Annotated in this window: 23 protein-coding genes; 10 read left to right on the top strand and 13 right to left on the bottom strand. The window is 37.2% G+C overall.

Annotated elements, in window-relative coordinates; translation table 11 throughout:
* Positions 1–12: 12 nt before the first annotated feature.
* From dnaG to LB450_RS07630, 7 genes are all read right to left on the bottom strand, one after another.
* On the bottom strand, positions 13–1,962 hold the full coding sequence (gene dnaG / locus LB450_RS07600) for a DNA primase (RefSeq protein WP_224487322.1): 1,950 nt from the start codon (positions 1,960–1,962) through the stop codon (positions 13–15).
* Positions 1,963–2,588: 626 nt separating this feature from the next.
* A complete protein-coding gene (locus LB450_RS07605; RefSeq protein ID WP_224487323.1) occupies positions 2,589–2,966 on the bottom strand; it encodes a GxxExxY protein in 378 nt (125 codons plus the stop codon).
* 369 nt (positions 2,967–3,335) lie between these two features.
* The gene (locus tag LB450_RS07610; protein WP_224487324.1) at positions 3,336–4,313 is read right to left on the bottom strand and encodes a polyprenyl synthetase family protein; all 978 of its coding nucleotides are present in this window, start codon (positions 4,311–4,313) and stop codon (positions 3,336–3,338) included.
* Positions 4,314–4,375: 62 nt separating this feature from the next.
* The gene (rlmN, locus tag LB450_RS07615) at positions 4,376–5,422 is read right to left on the bottom strand and encodes a 23S rRNA (adenine(2503)-C(2))-methyltransferase RlmN (RefSeq protein ID WP_224487325.1); all 1,047 of its coding nucleotides are present in this window, start codon (positions 5,420–5,422) and stop codon (positions 4,376–4,378) included.
* Between the two features lie 159 nt (positions 5,423–5,581).
* Positions 5,582–6,445 carry a hydroxymethylglutaryl-CoA lyase gene (locus tag LB450_RS07620; protein WP_224487326.1) on the bottom strand — a complete coding sequence of 288 codons (864 nt, stop codon included), beginning with the start codon at positions 6,443–6,445 and terminating at the stop codon, positions 5,582–5,584.
* 46 nt (positions 6,446–6,491) lie between these two features.
* Positions 6,492–7,109 carry a LysE family translocator gene (locus LB450_RS07625; RefSeq protein WP_224487327.1) on the bottom strand — a complete coding sequence of 206 codons (618 nt, stop codon included), beginning with the start codon at positions 7,107–7,109 and terminating at the stop codon, positions 6,492–6,494.
* Positions 7,110–7,114: 5 nt separating this feature from the next.
* Positions 7,115–8,137 carry a quinone-dependent dihydroorotate dehydrogenase gene (locus LB450_RS07630; protein ID WP_224487328.1) on the bottom strand — a complete coding sequence of 341 codons (1,023 nt, stop codon included), beginning with the start codon at positions 8,135–8,137 and terminating at the stop codon, positions 7,115–7,117.
* Positions 8,138–8,246: 109 nt separating this feature from the next.
* Here LB450_RS07630 and pepT point away from each other — a divergent pair, with 109 nt between their 5' ends.
* From pepT to crcB, 3 genes are all read left to right on the top strand, one after another.
* Positions 8,247–9,482 (top strand): peptidase T, encoded by a 1,236-nt coding sequence (gene pepT, locus LB450_RS07635; RefSeq protein ID WP_224487329.1) that lies wholly within the window; start codon positions 8,247–8,249, stop codon positions 9,480–9,482.
* A 144-nt stretch (positions 9,483–9,626) separates the two neighbouring features.
* On the top strand, positions 9,627–10,664 hold the full coding sequence (locus LB450_RS07640; protein WP_224487330.1) for an AraC family transcriptional regulator: 1,038 nt from the start codon (positions 9,627–9,629) through the stop codon (positions 10,662–10,664).
* Positions 10,664–11,044, top strand: a complete 381-nt coding sequence (crcB, locus tag LB450_RS07645) for a fluoride efflux transporter CrcB (RefSeq protein WP_224487331.1) — start codon at positions 10,664–10,666, stop codon at positions 11,042–11,044. Before LB450_RS07640 ends, crcB begins: the two co-directional genes overlap by 1 nt.
* Before the next feature lie 79 nt (positions 11,045–11,123).
* Here the strand turns inward: crcB and LB450_RS07650 are convergent, their stop codons facing one another.
* Together LB450_RS07650 and LB450_RS07655 are read right to left on the bottom strand one after the other, a co-directional pair.
* Positions 11,124–12,050, bottom strand: a complete 927-nt coding sequence (locus LB450_RS07650; protein WP_224487332.1) for a 2-hydroxyacid dehydrogenase — start codon at positions 12,048–12,050, stop codon at positions 11,124–11,126.
* A 90-nt stretch (positions 12,051–12,140) separates the two neighbouring features.
* Positions 12,141–12,371 carry a hypothetical protein gene (locus tag LB450_RS07655; protein ID WP_224487333.1) on the bottom strand — a complete coding sequence of 77 codons (231 nt, stop codon included), beginning with the start codon at positions 12,369–12,371 and terminating at the stop codon, positions 12,141–12,143.
* Positions 12,372–12,408: 37 nt separating this feature from the next.
* Here LB450_RS07655 and LB450_RS07660 point away from each other — a divergent pair, with 37 nt between their 5' ends.
* On the top strand, positions 12,409–12,798 hold the full coding sequence (locus tag LB450_RS07660; protein WP_224487334.1) for a pyrophosphohydrolase domain-containing protein: 390 nt from the start codon (positions 12,409–12,411) through the stop codon (positions 12,796–12,798).
* 92 nt (positions 12,799–12,890) lie between these two features.
* On the opposite strand, the gene LB450_RS07665 is transcribed toward LB450_RS07660, so the two are convergent.
* From LB450_RS07665 to LB450_RS13830, 3 genes are read right to left on the bottom strand one after another with little or no spacing between them, the layout of a single operon-like run.
* Positions 12,891–13,505 (bottom strand): deoxynucleoside kinase, encoded by a 615-nt coding sequence (locus LB450_RS07665; protein WP_224487335.1) that lies wholly within the window; start codon positions 13,503–13,505, stop codon positions 12,891–12,893.
* 4 nt (positions 13,506–13,509) lie between these two features.
* Entirely contained in the window at positions 13,510–14,298 is a 789-nt protein-coding gene (locus LB450_RS07670) for a hypothetical protein (RefSeq protein WP_224487336.1), read from the bottom strand.
* Positions 14,299–14,342: 44 nt separating this feature from the next.
* Positions 14,343–14,666, bottom strand: a complete 324-nt coding sequence (locus LB450_RS13830; protein WP_224487337.1) for a DUF6122 family protein — start codon at positions 14,664–14,666, stop codon at positions 14,343–14,345.
* A 119-nt stretch (positions 14,667–14,785) separates the two neighbouring features.
* Here LB450_RS13830 and rpe point away from each other — a divergent pair, with 119 nt between their 5' ends.
* The 4 genes from rpe to LB450_RS07695 are packed head-to-tail and all read left to right on the top strand — an operon-like array spanning position 14,786 to position 18,486.
* Positions 14,786–15,448, top strand: coding sequence for a ribulose-phosphate 3-epimerase (rpe, locus tag LB450_RS07680; RefSeq protein WP_224487338.1), 663 nt, complete (start codon positions 14,786–14,788; stop codon positions 15,446–15,448).
* A gap of 2 nt (positions 15,449–15,450) precedes the next feature.
* A complete protein-coding gene (locus LB450_RS07685) occupies positions 15,451–16,410 on the top strand; it encodes a YpdA family putative bacillithiol disulfide reductase (RefSeq protein WP_224487339.1) in 960 nt (319 codons plus the stop codon).
* 48 nt (positions 16,411–16,458) lie between these two features.
* Complete coding sequence (locus LB450_RS07690) at positions 16,459–17,370, top strand: hypothetical protein (protein ID WP_224487340.1); 912 nt, start codon at positions 16,459–16,461, stop codon at positions 17,368–17,370.
* Positions 17,371–17,421: 51 nt separating this feature from the next.
* Positions 17,422–18,486, top strand: coding sequence for a flavin-containing monooxygenase (locus LB450_RS07695; protein ID WP_224487341.1), 1,065 nt, complete (start codon positions 17,422–17,424; stop codon positions 18,484–18,486).
* Positions 18,487–18,540: 54 nt separating this feature from the next.
* On the opposite strand, the gene sucC is transcribed toward LB450_RS07695, so the two are convergent.
* Positions 18,541–19,734: an ADP-forming succinate--CoA ligase subunit beta gene (gene sucC / locus LB450_RS07700; protein ID WP_224487342.1), complete on the bottom strand. Its 1,194-nt coding sequence runs from the start codon at positions 19,732–19,734 to the stop codon at positions 18,541–18,543.
* 124 nt (positions 19,735–19,858) lie between these two features.
* On the opposite strand from sucC, the gene LB450_RS07705 reads away from it, so the two are divergent.
* Together LB450_RS07705 and LB450_RS07710 are read left to right on the top strand one after the other, a co-directional pair.
* Positions 19,859–20,083, top strand: a complete 225-nt coding sequence (locus LB450_RS07705; protein WP_224487343.1) for a DUF3820 family protein — start codon at positions 19,859–19,861, stop codon at positions 20,081–20,083.
* Between the two features lie 83 nt (positions 20,084–20,166).
* Positions 20,167–21,777 (top strand): CTP synthase, encoded by a 1,611-nt coding sequence (locus LB450_RS07710; RefSeq protein WP_224487344.1) that lies wholly within the window; start codon positions 20,167–20,169, stop codon positions 21,775–21,777.
* Positions 21,778–21,859 lie beyond the last annotated feature (82 nt).

Genomic DNA, 21,859 nt, shown 5'->3' on the forward strand with positions numbered 1-21,859 from the left:
AGAGCACGTAGGTTACAAGACCCTGTTCAATTTGTTGGAAATCAAAACTTCCAAACCATTATATTCCATCGTCTCGCGCATAAGTTCGATATCTACTTCTTCCTTTTGATCTCTTATGACTTCACTCAAATCCTGTACTTTTTTTCGGATAAGATAACGACGGAGGTTCAAAATGGTTTCCATCACTTCCCTTGGATCCAAAACACTTTTGTCAATCACAAAAATCTCCTGACGCTTCCAGTCGTGTAGTTGATTTTTTTCATTTTCCATCAAAATAGAAGTTACCTCCTGAGCTAATTCTGGTTTAAGATGATTGACAAACGTATCAACCTTTAAATTGCCATCTTTTGCGAAAACTTCAATGATTTGTTCGTATAAGTCTTTGAAAACAGGATTGGAGAACTCAACTTCATCTTCCTGCAATTCAATAAAAATCTTTTCAAAAACAACATATTCACGTTTTACTTCTACATGTGTATCTTCTTCAAAATCAAAATCAAAATCGATAAAAACAGCAGTTTGATCGCCGTACCTCAACAACAACTGAATGATACTTCTTTCCAAAACGTATTGATGATCTACTTTAGAAACAGGGCTTTCCGTTGTTTCTTTGACTACTTCAAGAGGTTTTCGCCTTGTTCCTCTGCCTGCTTCTTTTCTGTCTTTAGCGAGAATTTGTGCCAGTGTACTAAATAATACATCCTCTGATACATCGAGAAGATTGGAAGAGGTTTGGATATAAATCTCCTGGGTAATCTGATCTGGTATCTTGGAAATCGAATTCACAATATCTCTAACCACTTCAGCCTTCTTTACAGGATCTTTTTCTGCATCTTCCAATAAAAGCGAGGCTTTAAATCGTATAAAATCCTGAGCATTTTTATCGAGATAGGCTTGTAAATCTTCTTGCGAATTGGCTTTCGCAAAGCTGTCGGGATCTTCTCCTTCAGGAAACAAGCACACTTTTACGTTCATGCCTTGTTCCAAAATCAAATCAATCCCTCGAATAGAAGCTCTCAATCCCGCTGCATCTCCATCAAATAAAACGGTAACATTGTTAGTCAATCTGCTAATCAGGCGGATTTGCTCAGGGGTAAGTGCTGTTCCAGAAGAAGCCACGACATTTTCAATTCCGGTTTGGTTAAACTGAATCACGTCCGTGTAGCCTTCCACTAAATAACAATTATCCGCTTTAGCTATAGCCTGCTTAGCCTGGTAAAGTCCGTAGAGCACTTTACTCTTGTGATAAACTTCACTTTCTGGTGAATTGAGATATTTAGCTTGCTTTTTATCGTTAGTCAGAATTCGACCTCCGAAACCAAGCACACGTCCAGACATGGAGTGAATCGGAAACATGACTCTACCTTTAAACCTGTCAAAACGTTTTTCGCCTTTAACAATAGCAAGCCCTGTCCTTTCCAAGAATTCCAATTTATAAGCTTTCGCCAGAGCTTTATCGGTAAACGCCTGCCACTCGTCTGGAGAATATCCGAGATCAAATTTTTCAATGGTTTCAGAAGTAAATCCACGGTTTTTGAAATAACTTAAGCCTACAGACTTACCCTCATCGGTATGCAGCATTTGATTGACAAAGAAAGTTTTGGCAAATTCATTGACCAAATACATACTTTCCCTTTCACTTGCTTTTTCTTTTTCTTCTGAAGACTGTTCTGTTTCTTCGATTTCGATATTGTAGCGTTTTGCCAAATGCTTGATGGCTTCAGGATAAGTGTAATGCTCGTGTTCCATTAAGAACGCTACTACATTTCCTCCTTTTCCGGAACTGAAATCTTTCCAGATTTGCTTTACCGGAGAAACCATAAAACTGGGGCTTCTCTCTTCAGTAAACGGACTTAATCCTTTGAAATTACTTCCCGATTTTTTCAGTTGAACGTAATCGCCGATAACTTCCTCAACCCGGGAAATATCAAATACTTTATCAATGGTGGTCTTACTTATCAATGGAAAATAATTTAAAATAAAGGTAAAATAAATTAGTTTAAGAAGTTGATAGAATTTGATTAATAGCGCACTCTTTTTTCATACAAAGGAAAATAAAAATCATGATAATTAATACTATAATTTTCAAATATATCCTTGTCTAAGACCTATAAATGATACGTTCATTTAGATCAAAAATAAGTTGACATCCAAGTCCTCACAGGTTTTAAAAACCTGTGAGGACTTACTCCATTCTAATACTTAAATCAAAAAAAATATTTAATCGTCAAAGTCAATGCTATTTTTAGATAAGTTTTAAATGTTAAGCTTAGCCGCCTAATATTTCACGCAAAGGCCACTAAGTGCTTTCGCAAAGTTCGTGAAAGCATAGTAACCCTCTAAAGGCTTAGCGATCTTTGCGGTTTTATCTTTCCGAGCTTTGCTTGATATATTTTCACGCAAAGGGCGCTAAGTGGTTTCGCAAAGTTCGTGAAAGCATAGTAACCATCCCAAGGCTTGGCGATCTTCACGTTTTTTTGTCTTTGCGAGCTTAGCGAGAAATTTCTTTGTAGGTTTTGCATGGAATTTTTCATACAATGTCCGCCCAAGAGTTTACGCAAAGCACGCAAATTAAATAAATGATCGTATCATAAGCCATTTACAACCCTATGAATACCGCTTTTAAGAAATTTGGTATTAAAGTTAATTAACAAGCCTAGTTTTATATTAGATAGCTTAAGGTAAGTTAATAGTTGAGCGTAATGAACAGGGGCTAAATTTTCTAAGGATTTAATTTCAAGAACTAATTTATTTTCAACGACTAAGTCCAACCTATACCCCATATTCATTTTTACTTCCTTATAAACAAATGGCATTGGAACTTGTTGCTGAACCCTTAAACCTGTTTCTTCTAAATCATATTTTAATGCAGATTCGTAGGTCGATTCTAACAACCCAGGACCAAGGTTTTTATGTAACTCTAGAGCTACTCCTATCACCTGATAAGAAAGTTCATTTTCAGTCATCCATTATTCAATTGTTGAACTATAAAATTAATAAAGTTCCTTGATAAGATGCAAGAGATTTATTCTTTGCCTAGTATATTTTCAGGCAAAGGCCACTAAGTGCTTTCGCAAAGTACGCTAAAGCATAATAAGCATTTAGAGGCTTGGCTATCTTCACGGATTTATCTTTGCAAGCTTTGCGAGAAATTTCTTTGTAGGTTTTGCGTGGTGTTTTTCACGCAAAGGGCGCCAAGTAGTTTCGCAAAGGGCACTAAGTGGTTTGGTAAAGTACGCAAAAGTATAGTAACCATCCCAAGGCTTGGCGATCTTCGCGTTTTTATCTTTGGGAGCTTGGCGTGGATTTTTTAAATTTAAAAACTTGGAATGGGATTATTTCTCTCTATCAATCACGTAATCTATCATCAATTGAAGTGAAGCTTTGTAAGGTGAGTCTGGATATTTCTGAAGGATTTCTGAAGCCTCTTCCTGAAAGGCTTTCATTTTGGTTTGCGCATATTCCAAACCTCCGGAAGATTTTACAAAGTCTATGACTTCATTGACCCGCTGCTTATTTTTGTTGTGATTTTTTACCGAATTGATGATCCAGTCTTTATCTTTCTTTGACACCTGATTTAAGGTGTAAATAAGAGGAAGTGTCATTTTCTGTTCCTTGATATCTATTCCTGTTGGCTTGCCTATTTTTTGTTCACCATAGTCAAACAAATCATCTTTGATCTGAAATGCCATGCCGATCAACTCTCCAAATTTACGCATGGACTCCACATGTGCAGATTCTGGTCTTACAGCAGCTGCTCCAAGGCTACAGCAAGCCGCGATAAGCGTTGCTGTTTTTTGACGAATAATTTCGTAGTAAATATCCTCAGTGATGTCAAGACGACGAGCCTTTTCAATTTGAAGCAACTCCCCTTCACTCATTTCTCTGACAGCCACTGAAATGATTTTCAATAGATCAAAATCATCATTATCAATAGAGAGCAGCAAACCTTTGGACAGTAGAAAATCACCTACCAAAACAGCAATTTTGTTTTTCCACAGGGCATTGATGGAAAAGAAACCACGACGCTGATTGCTATCATCCACAATATCATCATGAACCAAAGTGGCTGTATGAATCAATTCAATAACTGAAGCTCCTCTGTAACTTCTATCATTAACTTCACCATCGGAAACCATCTTGGCTACCAAAAACACAAACATAGGCCGCATTTGCTTACCTTTTCTGTTAACGATAAAATGAGTGATTTTGTTTAGAAGCGCTACACGGGAAGACATGAAAAGCGAGAACTTTTTTTCAAAAAGTTCCATCTCATGAGCTATCGGTTCTTTTATTTGTGAGACTGTTTTCAAGACCCACAAATATAGAATTTAATATATTAAGAAAATCTGAAAATCAAGTTTAAAAAACAGGTTTAGACCTTAATTTTATTAGCCAATTGACCACAGGCTGCATCGATATCTTTTCCTCTTGAATGACGTAAGGTCACTGTGATGCGATTGGCCTCGAGGGCATTGACATATTTAGCCACTGCAGCATCACTTCCTTGCTGAAAACCACCATCATCAATAGGATTGTATTCAATGATGTTGACTTTACAGGGTATGGCCTGGCAAAATTCAACCAGCGCTCTGATGTCTTCTTCTCTGTCGTTGATCCCGTTCCAAACGATATATTCGTAAGTCACTGATTTCCCTGTTTTCTCGTACCAATACACCAGAGATTCTTTTAAATCGGCTAAGGGAAATTTAGCATTGAAAGGCATAATCTGGGTCCGTACCTCATCGATTGCAGAATGTAGGGATACGGCTAAATGAAATTTCACCTCATCATCTGCCAGTTTTTTAATCATTTTTGGCACGCCGGAAGTGGATAAAGTAATTCGGCGTGGAGACATTCCCAGTCCTTCCGGTGACGTGATTTTTTCTATGGACTTCAAGACGTTGTTATAATTCATCAATGGTTCGCCCATGCCCATATAGACAATATTGGATAAAGGAATACCATTGTAAAGCTTGCTTTCTTTGTCGATGGCCACCACCTGATCGAAAATTTCGTCAGCATTCAAATTTCTGAGACGTTTGAGTTTGGCTGTCGCGCAAAATTTGCAATCCAGACTACAGCCCACCTGTGAGGACACACAAGCAGTTGTTCTCGACATCGTCGGAATCAAAACAGATTCAACCGTGAATCCATCGTGAAGCTTAACGGCATTTTTAATGGTTCCGTCCTTGCTCCTTTGCATCTGGTCTACTTCAATATGGTTAATGACAAAATTGTCTTCCAGCATTTGCCTGGTTTCCTTAGACAAGTTGGTCATTTCCTCAAAATTATAAGTGGCTTTGTTCCACAACCAATCATAAATTTGAGTACCCCGAAAAGATTTATCTCCCTGAGAAACAAAGAAATCTTGTAATTCTTTTTTACTAAGCGCGCGTATGTCTTTTTTTGAATTTTTCACTTTGCAAAATTAGATAAAAAAGAAGGGAATCTTCCAAAAAGTATGTTATACCAATCAAGTTTTTGTGACACTGTGATATGAGTGTTATTAAAATTTTCTCGCAAAGCAATCTAAGAAAGCGCAAAGCACGCAAAGACATGTGTTTTCTGAAAATTCAAACTAGTGATACTTCGAAAACAAATCTGAAGCTTTGTTGTAGGCAGATTCAAAACTGGTCATGCGAATGGAGTTTTCAATATTTTTAGAATTGAAATAGGACAGCATTTTTTCGGTTTGCATATTGCCGGTAAGGTCATCTTTTGCCATAGGACAGCCGCCAAAGCCTTGAATCGCTCCGTCAAATCGTCTACAGCCAGCCTGAGTGGCGGCATGAACTTTTTCGTGCCAGGCTTCTGGTGTTGTATGCAGGTGTGCGCCAAATTCCATGTTTGGGTATTTGGGGATAAGTGTAGAAAACAGGTCTTCAATCACATCAGGAGTAGAAGTCCCTACGGTGTCGGAGAGTGAAAGAATCTCAACCCCAAGATTGGCGAGCTTCTCTGTCCATTCCCCAACGATATCTGCACTCCAGGGATCGCCATAAGGATTCCCGAACCCCATGGATAAATAGGCCACCACCGATTTATTGGAAGCTTTAGCTATGTCTAAAATCGATTTCAAAACGTCGACAGATTCAGCTATGGTTTTATGCGTGTTACGCATTTGAAAGTTTTCGGATATTGAAAATGGGTAGCCCAGATAATCGATTTCAGGAAACTTCGACGCATCTTCTGCTCCTCTTGTATTGGCTACAATCGCCAGAAGTTTGCTTTGAGTCTGAGACAAATCCAGCATGGACAAAACCTCCGCTGTATCCTGCATTTGCGGGATAGCTTTGGGAGACACAAAACTTCCAAAGTCTATGGTGTCAAAACCACATCTTAAAAGAGATTGAATATATTTTACCTTTTCATCGGTTGGGATAAAAGATTTGATGCCTTGCATGGCATCTCGGGGACATTCAATTAGTTTGACTGATTTCATGAGCCCAAATATACAGTTTTAAGTTATTTTCAAAAATGAAATCAACTTAAAGTAAAATCAGAATAGAAATAGCTACAAATGTGAAAATCTGAAACCATTTCAAAAATGAATAAGACTTGGTCGTTTTGAATAAAAATTTGGAAAGTTGATCAGAAAGAAGTGCGACCAGACTAAAAATCACGAACGCCTGAAACATAAACAATCCTCCTAAAACATAAAACTGCATCATCAGATCCTTTTCTGTATCCCACAGAAAACCTGGAAAAAACGCCAGAAAAAAAATCGTGACTTTAGGATTCAGAATATTCATGATAAAACCCGTTTTAAAATCAGATAAAGCAGATTTTTTAGAATCCACAGTTTTGTCCTGAGTAAAATTTTGAGAGGGAGACGAATAGACTTTGTAGGCCAGGTATAGTAAATAAAGAGCTCCTGCAATTTTAATACTCCAGAAAAGAGGTTCAGAGTTTTTGATAACCAAGGACACTCCGAAGGCAACCAGCGAGGTATGAATGATGATTCCGAAAACTAAGCCTAGGGCTATAATCATTCCCTTTTTGTAGCCTCCAACCAGACTTTGAGAAAGCACATAGATGATATCTGGTCCTGGAGAAAGGGTTAATAAGATAGACGCTATTAGAAAGGGGATGAGTTGTTCTAACATAAAGTTTAGGACATTTTATCCAAAATAGCTTGATTGATGGCTTTCACAAGCCCAGGGCCTTCGTACACGAACCCTGTGTAAAGCTGAACCAAACTCGCACCAGCCTCCAGTTTTTCCAGGGCATCTTCAGGAGTCATAATCCCGCCAACCCCTATAATCGGAAAAGCCTTGTTGCTTTTTTCTGATAAAAATCGAATCACCTTTGTGGACGATTTCGTTAATGGTTTTCCACTCAACCCCCCAGTTTCTTCTTTATTTTCTGAGGTTAAACCTTCTCTGGAAATCGTCGTATTGGTAGCAATCACACCTGCAATTTTAGTGTCGTCTACAATCTCGATAATATCCAAAAGTTGAGAGTCTGTAAGGTCTGGCGCTATTTTGAGTAAAACAGGTTTCGGTTTGGATTTCTTCTGATTTTTATTTTGCAAATGACTTAAAAGCCTTGTTAATGGCTCTTTATCCTGAAGCGCTCTCAAATTTGGTGTGTTTGGAGAACTTACATTGACAACAAAATAATCTACATAATCGAATAAGGCTTCAAAATTATAGTCATAATCATTTACGGCCTCTTCATTAGGAGTGATTTTATTTTTCCCAATGTTTCCTCCAATTAAGACGTTGGTGTTTTTTTTCAAGCGTTTGACTGCCTCATCTACGCCTTCATTATTAAATCCCATTCTGTTGATGATGGCAGAATCCTCTTTTAGTCTAAACAGTCTTTTTTTAGGATTACCGGCCTGAGCTTTTGGAGTGACTGTTCCGATTTCAATAAACCCAAACCCTAAATTAGAGAGTTCTTTATAAAGTTCAGCGTTTTTGTCAAAGCCAGCTGCCAAACCCACAGGATTTTTGAATTTCAATCCAAAGACTTCTCTTTCCAGACGCTTATCTTCAAAAGTGAACATCTTTCTTAGCAGTTGAGAAACTCCGGGGAATCGATGAGCCAATTTTAAAGAGCTAAAACTAAAATGATGTACAGCTTCGGGATCAAATTGAAATAATAAGGGTCTTAAAATTTGTTTGTACATCTTTATTAGAATTTAGTTGCAAAAATAAAGTAAATCTCACGAAGTCAATCGAATTCTGGAAGGTTTAATGGCTTCAAATTCATATTTTTGAACAAAATAAAACCAGTACATGATCAATTCTCAAAAGCTTCTCGAAAGATTCCTGACCTATATCAAAATCGATTCACAAAGTGACCCCCAAAGCGACACCACACCAAGTACAGAAAAACAGTGGGACATAGCCAATCTGCTCAAAAACGAATTGAAAACTATAGGCTTACAAGACGTCACTATAGATCACAAAGCTTACATCATGGCGACGCTTCCGTCCAATGTAGAGCATGAGGTGGATACCATTGGATTTGTTTCGCATTTTGACACTTCACCAGATTTTAAAGCTTCAGAGATTAATCCTCAAATTCATAAGAATTATGACGGAGGGGATATCGTCTTAAATAAAGAGAAAAATATTGTGTTGTCGTCTAGTTATTTTGAAGAAATCAAACAATACAAGGGTCAGACTCTCATCACCACCGATGGTACAACTTTGCTAAGTGCAGATGATAAAGCCGGCGTGACCGAAATCATTACAGCCATGGAATATTTGGTGAACCATCCGGAAATCAAACATGGCAAAATACGAGTAGGTTTTACTCCTGATGAAGAAATCGGTAGAGGCGCACACCATTTTGATGTTGAAAAATTTGGAGCTAAGTATGCCTACACTATGGATGGCAGTGAAATTGGAGAGTTAGAGTATGAAAACTTTAATGCAGCTTCTGCTATTTTAAAATTTAAAGGAACGAGTGTTCATCCGGGCTATGCTAAAAATAAAATGGTGAATTCCATGTATATGGCTCAAAAATTTATCGATGTCCTGCCTAAAGACGAAGTTCCAGAGCAAACTGAAGGCTATGAAGGCTTTTTTCATTTGTCTAAAATCTCAGGTAACATAGAGCTAACAGAGCTGAAGTACATCGTAAGAGATCACGACCGAGATAAATTTGAAGCCAGAAAGCAGTTAATGAAGGATATTGTTACAAAAATGAACAATAAACTAGAAGGAGCAGACATCAGTATTGAGGTGAAAGACCAGTATTTCAATATGAAAGAAAAGGTTGAGCCTATTAAATATATTGTGGATATCGCTGAGCAGGCCATGAAAGAACTCGACATCAAGCCTATTCTAAAGCCAATAAGAGGTGGCACCGATGGTGCACAATTAAGCTATAAAGGTCTACCCTGCCCTAATATTTTTGCTGGAGGACATAATTTTCATGGAAAATATGAATATGTCCCGCTTGAAAGCATGGTGAAAGCTTCAGAAGTTATCGTCAAAATTGCAGAACTCACAGCAAAACAATAAACCTATCTGACGAAAACCTCCTTCAGGTTGCTGTCTGATTGAACTTCACTGCCTTTTTCAAACCCAAAGATTCAGCGGAATAAATCCAATTCTGATTTCAAACTTTAGCACTTTTTAAGTATATTAGTTAACAAATTCTTATCAATGAAATTTTTCAAATACCTCTTTTTTCTTATCGTTCTGGTTTTTGTTATAGGATCGCTTTACATCGCCACCATTAGTGTTCCTGATGAAAAAACAATAAAGTTTGAAACTCCAATAGCAGCTGAGCTTTTCAAGCTAAAAATACAAGATTTATCCACTTACAAGAATTGGTTTAGTTTTCCAGAAAAGCCCATATCAGAACCCAGACTGAGCAACCCTGGGGATTTTGAAAACACAACACTTTCCTGGCAAAATGAGACGTTTGAAGCCATAAATTTTCAAAATAAAAGACTTACGGAGGATTCTATTATTCAACAACTCGTTCTCAAAACCTGGATAAGTTCTTCGGAAATTGATATAAATTGGACATTTGCAACTTCAGATAAAAATTCAACTATTGCAGTTGACTTAAAATCGGATGCCAGCTTTTTGCAAAAAACAGAATATATATTTAAAGGAAAAACGCATTTAGAAATTGCTGAAAAAACCATAAAAGAAAGCTTGAAAACACTTGAGGACACTATTCAAAAAGAAATCTCTGTTTATGATATTTCTCCTATTGGACTGGTAGAAACCGGCGGATTTTATTTGCTTCATGCTACCTCTGCTGCCAAACTTAACTTCAAGACCATTCTTGATAAATCCATACCTGTTTTTGAAAGTGTAGAGAATTTTATGGAAGAACAGCGGTTTGATGTGTATAAAGGCAGAATTGTACTTTTTGAAAATTTGTATGAAGATGCAGACAACATCATATTTTCTTCTGGCATAGGGACAGAACAGGCTGTTGCTATTCCAGATTATTTTGAAGTGTTATCCAAACCTATACGAAGAAGTACGTACTTCAAAACCCAACTTGCTGGCGATTATGTCAATCTAAAACAACTTTTATCTGTAAGCCAGTCCGCTGTTGAAAAAAGAGATTTGGTCATCAACAGATTTCTTAAGCCCTTTCTGGTGTTTGAAGTCGATAGGAATGATACTGTAAATCCCGCCGAGCTGGTTACCAATTTTTATATTCCTATAATTGAAGAGTAATGAAATCAGCTTTGCTTGTTTTTTTAGGAGGTGGTTTAGGCAGTCTTGTTCGCTATTGGGTTGCTTTATTTGTCAACCAGCAACTGGATTCTAAGCTCAACCTCTACGGCACCTTTACCGTTAATATTGTAGGAAGCTTGCTCATTGGCTTACTCATGGGCTGGTTTTTGAAATCTGAAACTCCTTATCCCAACCTTCAACTTTTAGTGATCGTGGGGTTTTGTGGTGGATTCACTACCTTTTCTACCTTTTCTGCGGAAAACCTGGACCTGCTCAAAAACAACTTTTACATAGAGTTTCTCTTGTATGGTTTAGGCAGTTTGTTGCTTGGAATACTCGCTGTTTTTTTAGGCGTTTTGATCATGAGAATAAAAACCTAATGTTTACGAAATGTTGAATAACTTTTCACGAGCGAGACTCACCGCCGCTGGCGAAATAGACTTTTGGTAAAGCTGGTAGCTAATAACCTCTATTCACATCCACTTCATTCAATAAGGAGTCTCCATTTTTCATGCGCTTGTAATTTTCCAATAACTGATTGGCGACCGACTCAGGGTCTGTCATGCTGGCTACATGTGGTGTGATTTGAATACGGGGATGGCTCCAAAATGGATGAGACTCTGGCAAAGGTTCTTCCTGAAACACATCCAAACTAGCACCTTTTATGACACCCTGGTCTATTGCAGAAATCAAATCGGCTTCCACCACATGTTCTCCTCTTGCGACATTAACCAGATATCCATCTGGCTTTAGTTTTTTAAACACTTCAAGATTCAAAACACCTTTGGTTTCTGAAGTCACGGGAAGTAAACAAACCAAAACCTGAGTATTTTCTAAAAACTCATCCTGCTCCTCTGCCCCAAAAACTTTGACACCGTCAACAATTTTTGAAGAGTTTGCATAACCTTTGACATCAAATCCATTTGCTTTTAACACGTTGCCAGCGGCTTGTCCTAAAACACCATAACCCATAATACCAACACTGGTTTTCTCTGGAGTTTGATAGGATTTCACTTTCCAGGTTTTGGACTCCTGATCCTGAAGATGAGTGAAAAGATTTCTGGAAACCGCCAGGCATTGTAAGAGTACAAAATGACTCATATCTTTTGTCAATTGATCATCTACAATTCTTGTGACTTTTACACCTTCTGGCAAATTTTCATCTTTTAAAATATGATTGACTCCAGCGCCCATAGAGGCAATTACTTTTAAGTTGGGATAGCTTTGATAAAGCCCTTCCGGATGCTTCCAGGAAATGGCAAATTCTATATCTTCAGGTCTTTGGACATCGGGGTAAATTTGGATATCGAGAGATTTATTTTTTTCCTTCAAAGTGGAAGCCCACTTTTCTGGAGCTCTTGCGGTACTGACTAATACTATTGACATGTTTTTTAAATTTTAAATCGAAGTTACGCTTCAACTAGTGTGCTGTCTGAATTAACCTAACATAGGTTGATACTTACAAGATAGATCATTCTAAGACCCTCCCATCATATGTCTAATGAGGTCTAAAAGAGACTCATCTCTCCAGTAAAACCTTAGAAAAACCAATGAGATAATGAAAATAAAGAAACCTAATAAAACAAACAAAGTTCCTTTGTAATACTTATTGTGTAAGCCTTTGTCTTTGATATAGGAATAGATCAAAATGGAAACAAAAGCAACTACGAAAAAAATGATAAAGGCAATTCGCCCAGGAGTAAACATAAATGTTTTATTTTACACAAAAATACTTCTTATTCTTATGAAAAAACCGCTAGACCAAGTAAAAAAATTCCATAAAGCTTTTGGATTGGATGTTTCTGAGTCTCAAAAAGCCGATTTAGGACTCGAAAAGAATCTGTTGCGATACAAACTTATGCGTGAAGAAAATGAAGAGTATTTAGATGCTGCTACCCAGGGCGATAGGGTTGAAGTGGCTGATGCTTTGGGAGATATGCTTTATATTTTATGCGGTACCATCATTTCTCACGGCATGCAACACAAGATTGAAGAAGTCTTTGAGGAAATCCATCGCAGTAACATGAGTAAGCTTGGAGAAAACGGCAAACCCATTTACAGAGAAGATGGAAAAGTATTAAAAGGCCCAAATTACTTTAGACCGGAACTGAAAAGGATTATTGAAAGTGAATAGGTGGTGAGTCTTTGAGTTGGTGAGGTGGTGAGCTTTGGAGCTTGTAAGTGGTGAGTCCCCCTCCTTTGGAGGGGCTAAGGGAGGTTTGTTTTTTAAAACAATCCATTGATTTCACCGTCAATTTTATTTAAAATGACTCCAAAGTCTTCCTGCTTATCTACAAAATCTAATTCATCCACATCTATAATGAGCAATTTACCTTTGTCGTAGGTTTGGATCCACGCTTCATAGCGTTCGTTAAGTTTGTTGAGGTAATCTATGGAGATAGAGTTTTCGTATTCTCTTCCTCTTTTCTGAATTTGCTTGACTAAATTTGGAACACTACTTCTGAGATAAATCAACAAATCTGGAGCTTCGGTTACAGACTCCATAAGATTAAATAGTGAAGAATAATTTTCATAATCTCTATTAGCCATTAAGCCCATCGAATGTAAGTTGGGAGCAAAAATAAAAGCATCTTCATATATAGTCCGATCTTGAATAATGTCGATATTGCTTTCACGGATTTGAAGAATCTGTCTAAACCTGCTATTTAAAAAATAGATCTGTAAATTGAATGACCAACGCTTCATGTCTTCATAAAAATCTTGTAAAAAAGGATTTTCGATAACATCTTCGTATTCTGCTTTCCACTTGTAGTGGTTTGCGATGAGTTTGGTCAGTGTGGTTTTTCCAGCTCCTATGTTTCCAGCGATTGCAACGTGCATATAATCAGTTATTTACAATATTAAATTCGTACGTATAAAGTACTTTATCGCTGTAAATATAGAGGTTTTCAGCATTGAAATAAAACTGATTGAAGCTAATTTTAGGTTTTTTAAAACTGATTTTAAATTCTGGATTTTTATAGAATAATTCTAAAAGATTTTCGGTTTGAACCATGACCTGATTTTTAAAAATATTGAAAGACAATGCATTTTCAAAAGTAAATTCGTCGATAAGGCTACCGTTGATGTTGAATTTTGAAAAGCCTTTGGAATGCCTAAGCCAGGAGTAGTTGTAATTGCTTCTGAAGCCTATGATTTCTTCATTAAGCGGAAGTGAAGAACTTCTTGTACTCAAGGATTCATAATCAAAAAGCTCAAGCTGCTGAAGGTCTGCATTGAAAATCCAAAGTAAATTATCTTTTGAAATTCCAGCAAAATCAACAGTTTTAAAATTTAAGATCCTATTGAAATTTAAGCGCTCGATTTCGTTGAGGCGGTTGTCCAAAATCACAACGGTGTTGGCCTCTTTATAAAACAACAGAATTTTAAGCGGATTTAGTAAATCAACGCCTTCAAGTTTACCGAGTTGCAAATCCTGAAATTGGAATTTCTTTTGATTTTCAGTTTTGAAAAACACATTTGTTCTAGAAAAATAAAAGTGTTGATAGGTATCAACACCCCAAAACTGATCGGCATTTACTGGCAACCTATCTACAAGCTTCAAGCTAGAGGACTGTGCGCTTAAAGCCAACGGAAACAAAATCAGAAGAAAAAAGGGAAAAAAGCGGTTCATGAAAAAATTGATGTTGTGAAATATACCAAATAAAGGTTTGTGATTCAAATTCCAGACCATAAACAGTCGAGGCCATCCGTAATCATATGAAAAATAAGGCCTATGCAGAAAAGTTTAATCCATTTATTTTTAAAAATAAACAAGCTCAACACATAAATTGTAATAGCAACTTTGGAATGAAAGGTATGAAATCCAATGCTACACCGACCGGGGTCAAAAATGGGCACAGCCCATAAATGGTCGATATCTACGATCATGGTAGACAATAAAATTAAATAGCCCTTCCACAAATGCTTTGGACTGTAAATCCATGCAATGAGCAGAATAATGATAAAATGATTGCTATAATGTACTAAAGTTTGCCACATATTGATTTCCTAAGCTGTCTTGCAAAATACAGTTAAACAGCTCTTAAACGCAAGGCGTTTTAATGAATAAATAGTCCTTTTACCCAACAAAAACCTTATTTTTGCAAAAAAATACTCCCATGAGCGACAAACTTATTGCCCCTTCCCTACTTGCAGCAGATTTTGCAAACCTGCAGCGCGATATTGAACTCGTTAATGATAGCGAAGCAGATTGGTTCCACATCGATATTATGGATGGTGTTTTTGTCCCAAACATTTCTTATGGAATGCCCGTTCTTAAGGCTATGACAAAACATACCAAAAAATTTGTAGATGTTCACTTGATGATTGTAGACCCAGATCGCTACATCAAGGACTTTGCAGATTTGGGATCGAATATGTTGACGGTTCACTATGAAGCCTGTACGCATCTTCATAGAAGTTTACAATCTATCAAACAACACGGTATGCAAGCTGGAGTTGCTTTAAATCCGCATACCAATGTTGAAGTGCTAAGAGATACCATTACCGATATTGACATGGTGTGTCTGATGAGCGTAAATCCAGGTTTCGGAGGTCAGCATTTTATAGAACGAACTTATGATAAAGTTAAGCGACTTAAGGCTTTGATAAAAGAAGAAAATGCTCACACAAAAATTGAAGTAGATGGCGGCGTGACCGATAAAAATGCAGAAGAACTGGTAAATACTGGTGCTGATATTTTAGTAGCCGGTAGTTTTGTGTTTAAGGCTGATAACCCTAAACAAACCATTTCTGATTTAAAACAAATGATAAATAAATAATTATGGTATATGATGTTTTAATTGTTGGAGGTGGTCCTATTGGGATTGCATGTGCACTGGAGGCGAAGAAGAAAAACCTTTCTTACATCATCCTTGAAAAAGGGGCTTTAGTCAATTCCTTGTACAATTATCCAGATAAAATGACTTTCTTTTCTACCTCGGAAAAGCTGGAGTTGGATCACATTCCTTTTGTCAGTAATAATCCAAAACCCTCAAAACAGGAAGCTTTGGAATATTACAGACGAATTGTCGAGTCTAAACAAGTTCAAATTCAATTATTTGAAAAAGTTGAAAATGTAAGCAGCGAAGATCATGTGTTTACTACCACCACTTCAAAATCTACTTACCAATCTAAAAACCTGGTTATTGCCACTGGTTTTTATGATATCCCAAATTACCTGAATATCCCCGGCGAAGACTTAGATAAAGTCACGCATTATTATGGTGATCCACATTATTATGCAACTCAGAAAGTAGTGGTTGTAGGAGCAAGCAATTCTTCTGTGGATGCCGCTTTAGAAACCTACAGAAAAGGTGCTGAAGTGACCATGATTGTTCGAGGGGAACAAATAGGCGAACGCGTGAAGTACTGGGTAAGACCCGATGTGATTAATAGGATAAAAGAAGGAAGTATTAAAGCCTTTTTCAATTCTGAATTGACTGAAGTCGGAGAAGACTACGTCAAGTTTAAAGACGAAGAGGGAAAAATTCAAACCCTTGAAAATGATTTTGTACTTGCACTTACAGGGTATAGACCCAATTTTGAGTTCTTGAAAAAACTGGGAATTGAGCTGAGTGACGACCAGCTTTCTATTCCTAACTACGATAAACAGACCATGAAAACCAACGTAGATGGTATTTATTTGGCTGGTGTTATCTGTGGCGGCATGGAAACTCATAAATGGTTTATCGAAAACTCCAGAATACATGCGAAGATGATTATGGAAGATATTAAATCTTAATTAAGAGTTGTTGAAAATTCCTATCTAAGAATTTGGCTATATTTAACCATGTCTAAAACCAAGCTAAACAAATACTACTCCAGATTACATTCTTTCGTTCTTTCCGAAACGCTCAAAGAAAAGCTGGAGAAGGTTATTGTTATCACGGCAATTGTTAGTTTTTTGATACATCTTGCTATAATTGGGCTGATAGATTTCGATTTTATAGATTTTGGCGAGTATGACGGCAACCTAATTATTAGCCCAATTTCGGCTATCTACACCCCATTTTCGATTATTCTTATCTATGAGGTTTATCTACTGGTCTTTTATCTTCCTAAGTCTATCACCATCTATATTGGTAAACAATACGAAATCATCACCCTGATTTTGATTCGGAAGATATTTTACGATTTATCCAATTTAGAATTTTCTTCAGATTGGTTTTCAATTGAAGCTGATATTCAGTTCACCATTGATCTTATATCAACTTTAGTGTTGTTCTTTTTGATATTTCAGTTTTACAGGCTGAATTCCAAAAACAAAGCTGAAAAAGAAAAAATCACAGATAAAACTAAATCACATATAAAAGTCAAGCATGTATTCGCAACCATTTTAGTTCCCACTATCGTATTCCTGGCTTTATTTTCGTTTGGAGACTGGTTTTATGATACACTAACTGGCTCAGACTATTCTTCGACCTCTATAAAGACCGTAAACACTATATTTTTTGACGATTTTTTTACTGTTTTAATCCTCATTGATGTGCTCTTACTTCTCTTTTCATTCTTGCAAACCGAAGAATTCAGCAGGGTTATACGGAATTCAGGATTTGTGATTTCAACCATTCTAATCAAATTATCATTTTCTGCAGATAACATCATCAATACTATATTAATCATCGTGGCGGTAAGCTTTGGTGTTTTAATCCTTTACATTTACAATCAATATTTCAAACTGAATAAAACCCTCAAGGCATAAATAGTTGCGATTGTAGTTTAAAATGTTATATTGAAATAAATCGCTAAAAAAATGTATGATTTTATAATTATCGGTGCTGCACAGGCAGGTCTTTCTATGGCTTATGAACTCGAGCAGCAAGGGAAAAATTATATAGTCTTAGATAAAGAAAATGAAGTAGGCGCGTCCTGGCTCAAGCGCTGGGATTCATTGACATTGTTTACACCTTCAGAATTTAACAATCTGAAAGGCATGAATTTCCCTAAACCAAAAGGGCATTATCCAAACAAATATGAAGTCGCCGATTATTTCAAAGCTTATGTTGAGAAATTCGAAATCCCTATTCGCTTTAATACTTTAGTCACCGAAATTCAAGATAAAACCGATTTTTTTATCGTAAAACATGAGGATGGATATTATGAAGCCGAGCAGGTCATCGTCGCTACTGGACCGTTTCATATTCCATACACACCTCCTTTCCATACCAAAATAGGTTCGTCTATTTTCCAAATCCACAGTGATTATTACAAAAACCCGAGTCAGTTACAGGAAGGAAAAGCGATGGTGGTTGGCGCTGGAGATTCCGGATATCAAATCTTAGATGAAATTTCCGACACCCTTCGCGATGTTTATTTTTCTGGAGATACAGATGTCAAAACACTTCCACAGGAATTTCTTGGTAAAACCTTATGGTGGTGGTTTACAAAAACCGGCTATTTAAGTTTTGGAAAAGATTCCTGGCTGGGTAAAAAAATAAGCGAGTCCAAACAACCCGTTATTGGGGTAGATGTAAAAGGAATCCTGAACAAAGAAAACGTGATTCCCGTAGGAAAGACCGTGGATGCCAAGCAGAATGTTATCATCACTGAAGAAGCAAAATTAGCCGATGTTAAAAACATCATCTGGGCGACAGGCTACCGACCTAAATTTGATTGGATTGAGGGACTGGAACTCGATAAAAAAGGATATCCTGTTCATGAGAGAGGTGTCAGTAACGTGGAAGGTCTTTATTTTATTGGTCTGCCATGGCTACATACACGAGCTTCAGCTACGCTTGGCGGTATCAAAAAAGACGCGGATTATCTTGGAGATTATATCAAAAACAAAGCTTCGACCAGAGAACCCATTTCGGTTTAAAATTAAAAACCCCTCGATATATCGAAGGGTTTTTAATTCTATAGAAAGGTCTTATTAATCTAAAACCTCATGAACTTTATCTGCAGCTTCTTTGAACTGAACTGCTGTTTTCACGTTAATTCCTGCTTCATTAATAAGTTCCACAGCTTTTTCAGCATTGGTACCCTGAAGTCTTACGATGATAGGCACCTTAATTTGGTCACCCATGTTTTTGTAAGCTTCGATAATTCCTTCAGCGACACGGTCACATCTTACGATACCACCAAAAATGTTAACTAAGATAGCTTCTACTTTCTCGTCTTTTAAAATCAATTTAAAAGCTTGCTCTACTCGTTTTGCATCTGCAGTACCACCAACGTCAAGGAAGTTGGCAGGTTCTCCGCCAGCAAATTTGATCAAGTCCATAGTTGCCATCGCAAGACCAGCACCGTTGACCATACAACCTACGTTTCCGTCTAGATTGACGTAGCTCAGGCCAGCTTCTCTTGCTTCCACTTCTGTAGGATCCTCTTCACGCGTATCACGCATGCTTTGGTAATCTTTGTGTCTGAATAAAGCTGAATCATCTAAAGTTACTTTAGAATCCACAGCTAGAATTTTATCATCACTTGTTTTAAGAACAGGGTTGATTTCGAATAACGAAGAATCAGAACCATCGTAAGCGTTGTAAAGAGCTGTGACAAATTTTGTCATTTCTTTAAACGCTTTTCCTTCCAAACCAAAATTGAAAGCGATTTTACGCGCCTGAAAAGGAAGAATTCCGGTTGCAGGATCAATCTCTTCTGTAAAAATTTTCTCTGGTGTTTTATCTGCAACACTTTCTATATCTACTCCACCTTCTGGAGAGTACATAATCATGTTTTTTCCTGTAGCTCTATTGAGCAATACGGACATGTAATATTCTTCTGGCTCATTATCACCTGGATAATATACGTCTTCAGTTATAAGAATCTGGTGTACTTCTTTTCCCTCTTTGCTTGTTTGAGGCGTTACCAAATGCATTCCTAAAATCTCATCTGCAAGTTGCTCAACTTCTTTTAGGTTTTTGGCGAGTTTTACACCACCACCTTTACCACGTCCACCAGCATGAACCTGGGCTTTGATCACGTGCCATCCAGTTCCGGTTTCTTCAGTAAGTTTTTTTGCAGCTTCTACAGCTTCTTTAGGAGTTTTAGCGACTATTCCTTTTTGGATAGCAACGCCATAACTACTTAATATTTCTTTGCCTTGATATTCATGTAGATTCATAATCAGGTTTTATGATATAAATTTGGTTCACAAAAGTAATAATTTAAAGTTTGGCTACAATAATTTAAAAGGGTTTCTTAGCATCCTAAGCAAAAGCTTAACTCAAAGTGATAATTAACATCGAATGAATTCTGAATCTCACAAAAAAGCTTTAGTTGAATTGGCTCATGCTAAAATGCATTTTGGCAAGTATAAAGGCTTTTACCTTTCAGACATTCCTGAATATTATTTGATTTGGTATAAGCGTAAAGGCTTTCCAGACAACAAGCTAGGCCAGCAAATGCAGGAAGTACTCGAATTGAAAGAAAATGGTTTGGAGTATATCTTGAGAAAAATCAGAAAAAGCTAGAGGATTTTTGAACTAATTCGGAGATAAAGCAAAAATTAAATGATATTTTTGCATCCCGTATAGACACAAAACTCATAACACAAATGGCCGATACAAAGTATATTTTTGTAACAGGCGGTGTTTCTTCGTCTTTAGGGAAAGGAATAATCGCAGCATCTTTAGCAAAACTTCTTCAAGCACGAGGTTATAAAGTCACCATCCAAAAACTAGATCCTTATATCAATATAGATCCGGGAACCCTCAACCCCTATGAGCATGGTGAATGTTTTGTAACTGAAGACGGTGCAGAAACCGATCTTGACCTTGGGCATTACGAACGTTTTTTGAACGTCAATACCTCACAGGCCAATAATGTCACTACAGGAAAGATTTACCAAAGCGTCATTGATAAGGAACGAAGAGGCGATTTTCTGGGAAAAACAGTTCAGGTTATTCCCCATATCACCAATGAAATCAAAGAACGCATTCAAATTTTAGGTCAGGATAATACTTACGATATCGTCATTACCGAAATTGGCGGAACAGTTGGTGACATCGAATCTTTACCCTACATAGAAGCTGTGAGACAGCTGAAATGGGAACTTGGAGAGCATAATGCATTGGTAATTCATTTGACTTTGATTCCCTATTTATCCGCTGCCAAGGAACTCAAAACCAAGCCTACCCAACACAGTGTAAAAACTTTGATGGAAAGTGGGATTTCTCCTGAGATTTTGGTGTGTAGAACAGAGCATCAAATCAATGATGACATCAGAAATAAGCTGGCATTGTTTTGCAATGTCAAAAAAGAAGCGGTGATTCAATCTATAGATGCAGAATCCATTTATGACGTCCCTAATCTGATGGCCGAAGAGGGATTAGATACCATTGCCTTAAAGAAACTTAACCTGAAAGACGATGTAGTTCCAAATCTTGAAAAGTGGAACTTTTTTGTCAACAAACTAAAAAACGCCACAGAGGAACTCTCCATTGGTTTGGTGGGTAAATACGTGGATTTACAAGATTCTTATAAATCGATACTGGAATCTTTTATTCATGCTGGCGCCTATAATGATGTCAAAGTGAATGTGGTCTGGATCAATTCTGAAGAAGAAGATCACAATGAAACTATTTTCCATAAACTGGATGGACTTCTGGTCGCCCCTGGCTTTGGCGAACGTGGTGTAGAAGGAAAAATAGCTGCTGTAGAATATGCCAGAACTCATAAGGTTCCATTTCTAGGCATCTGTCTAGGTTTGCAAATGGCCGTTATAGAATTTTCACGTAACGTTTTGAAACTTGCAGAGGCAGATTCAGAAGAAATGAACGCCGGAACGCCGCATCCTGTGATTGGACTTATGGAAGATCAAAAAGACCTGAAACAAATGGGAGGCACCATGAGATTGGGCGCTTGGGATTGTGAACTTCAATCAAATTCTAAATTGGCTGAAATTTACGGGAAGACTAAAATATCAGAAAGACACCGACATAGATACGAAGTCAACAATAACTACGTTGCCGACCTGGAGAAACACGGAATGCTTTGTACTGGGAGAAACCCACAAACAGGTTTGGTAGAAACTATCGAACTTGAGAATCACCCGTGGTTTGTTGGCGTTCAGTTTCATCCTGAATATAAAAGTACAGTTGCTACTCCACATCCGTTATTTTTAGGATTTATAGAGGCCTCTAAAAAGTTTTATCAAAACAGATAACAAACCTCTTTCTCTAAATATTATAGAAATAAGTTTATATAAATAAAATTAAATGTTGATTTTTGCACATATTTCAGAAAAT

The organism is Psychroflexus curvus (genome assembly GCF_020164585.1).
In the GTDB taxonomy this organism is placed as follows: Bacteria; Bacteroidota; Bacteroidia; order Flavobacteriales; family Flavobacteriaceae; genus Psychroflexus; species Psychroflexus curvus.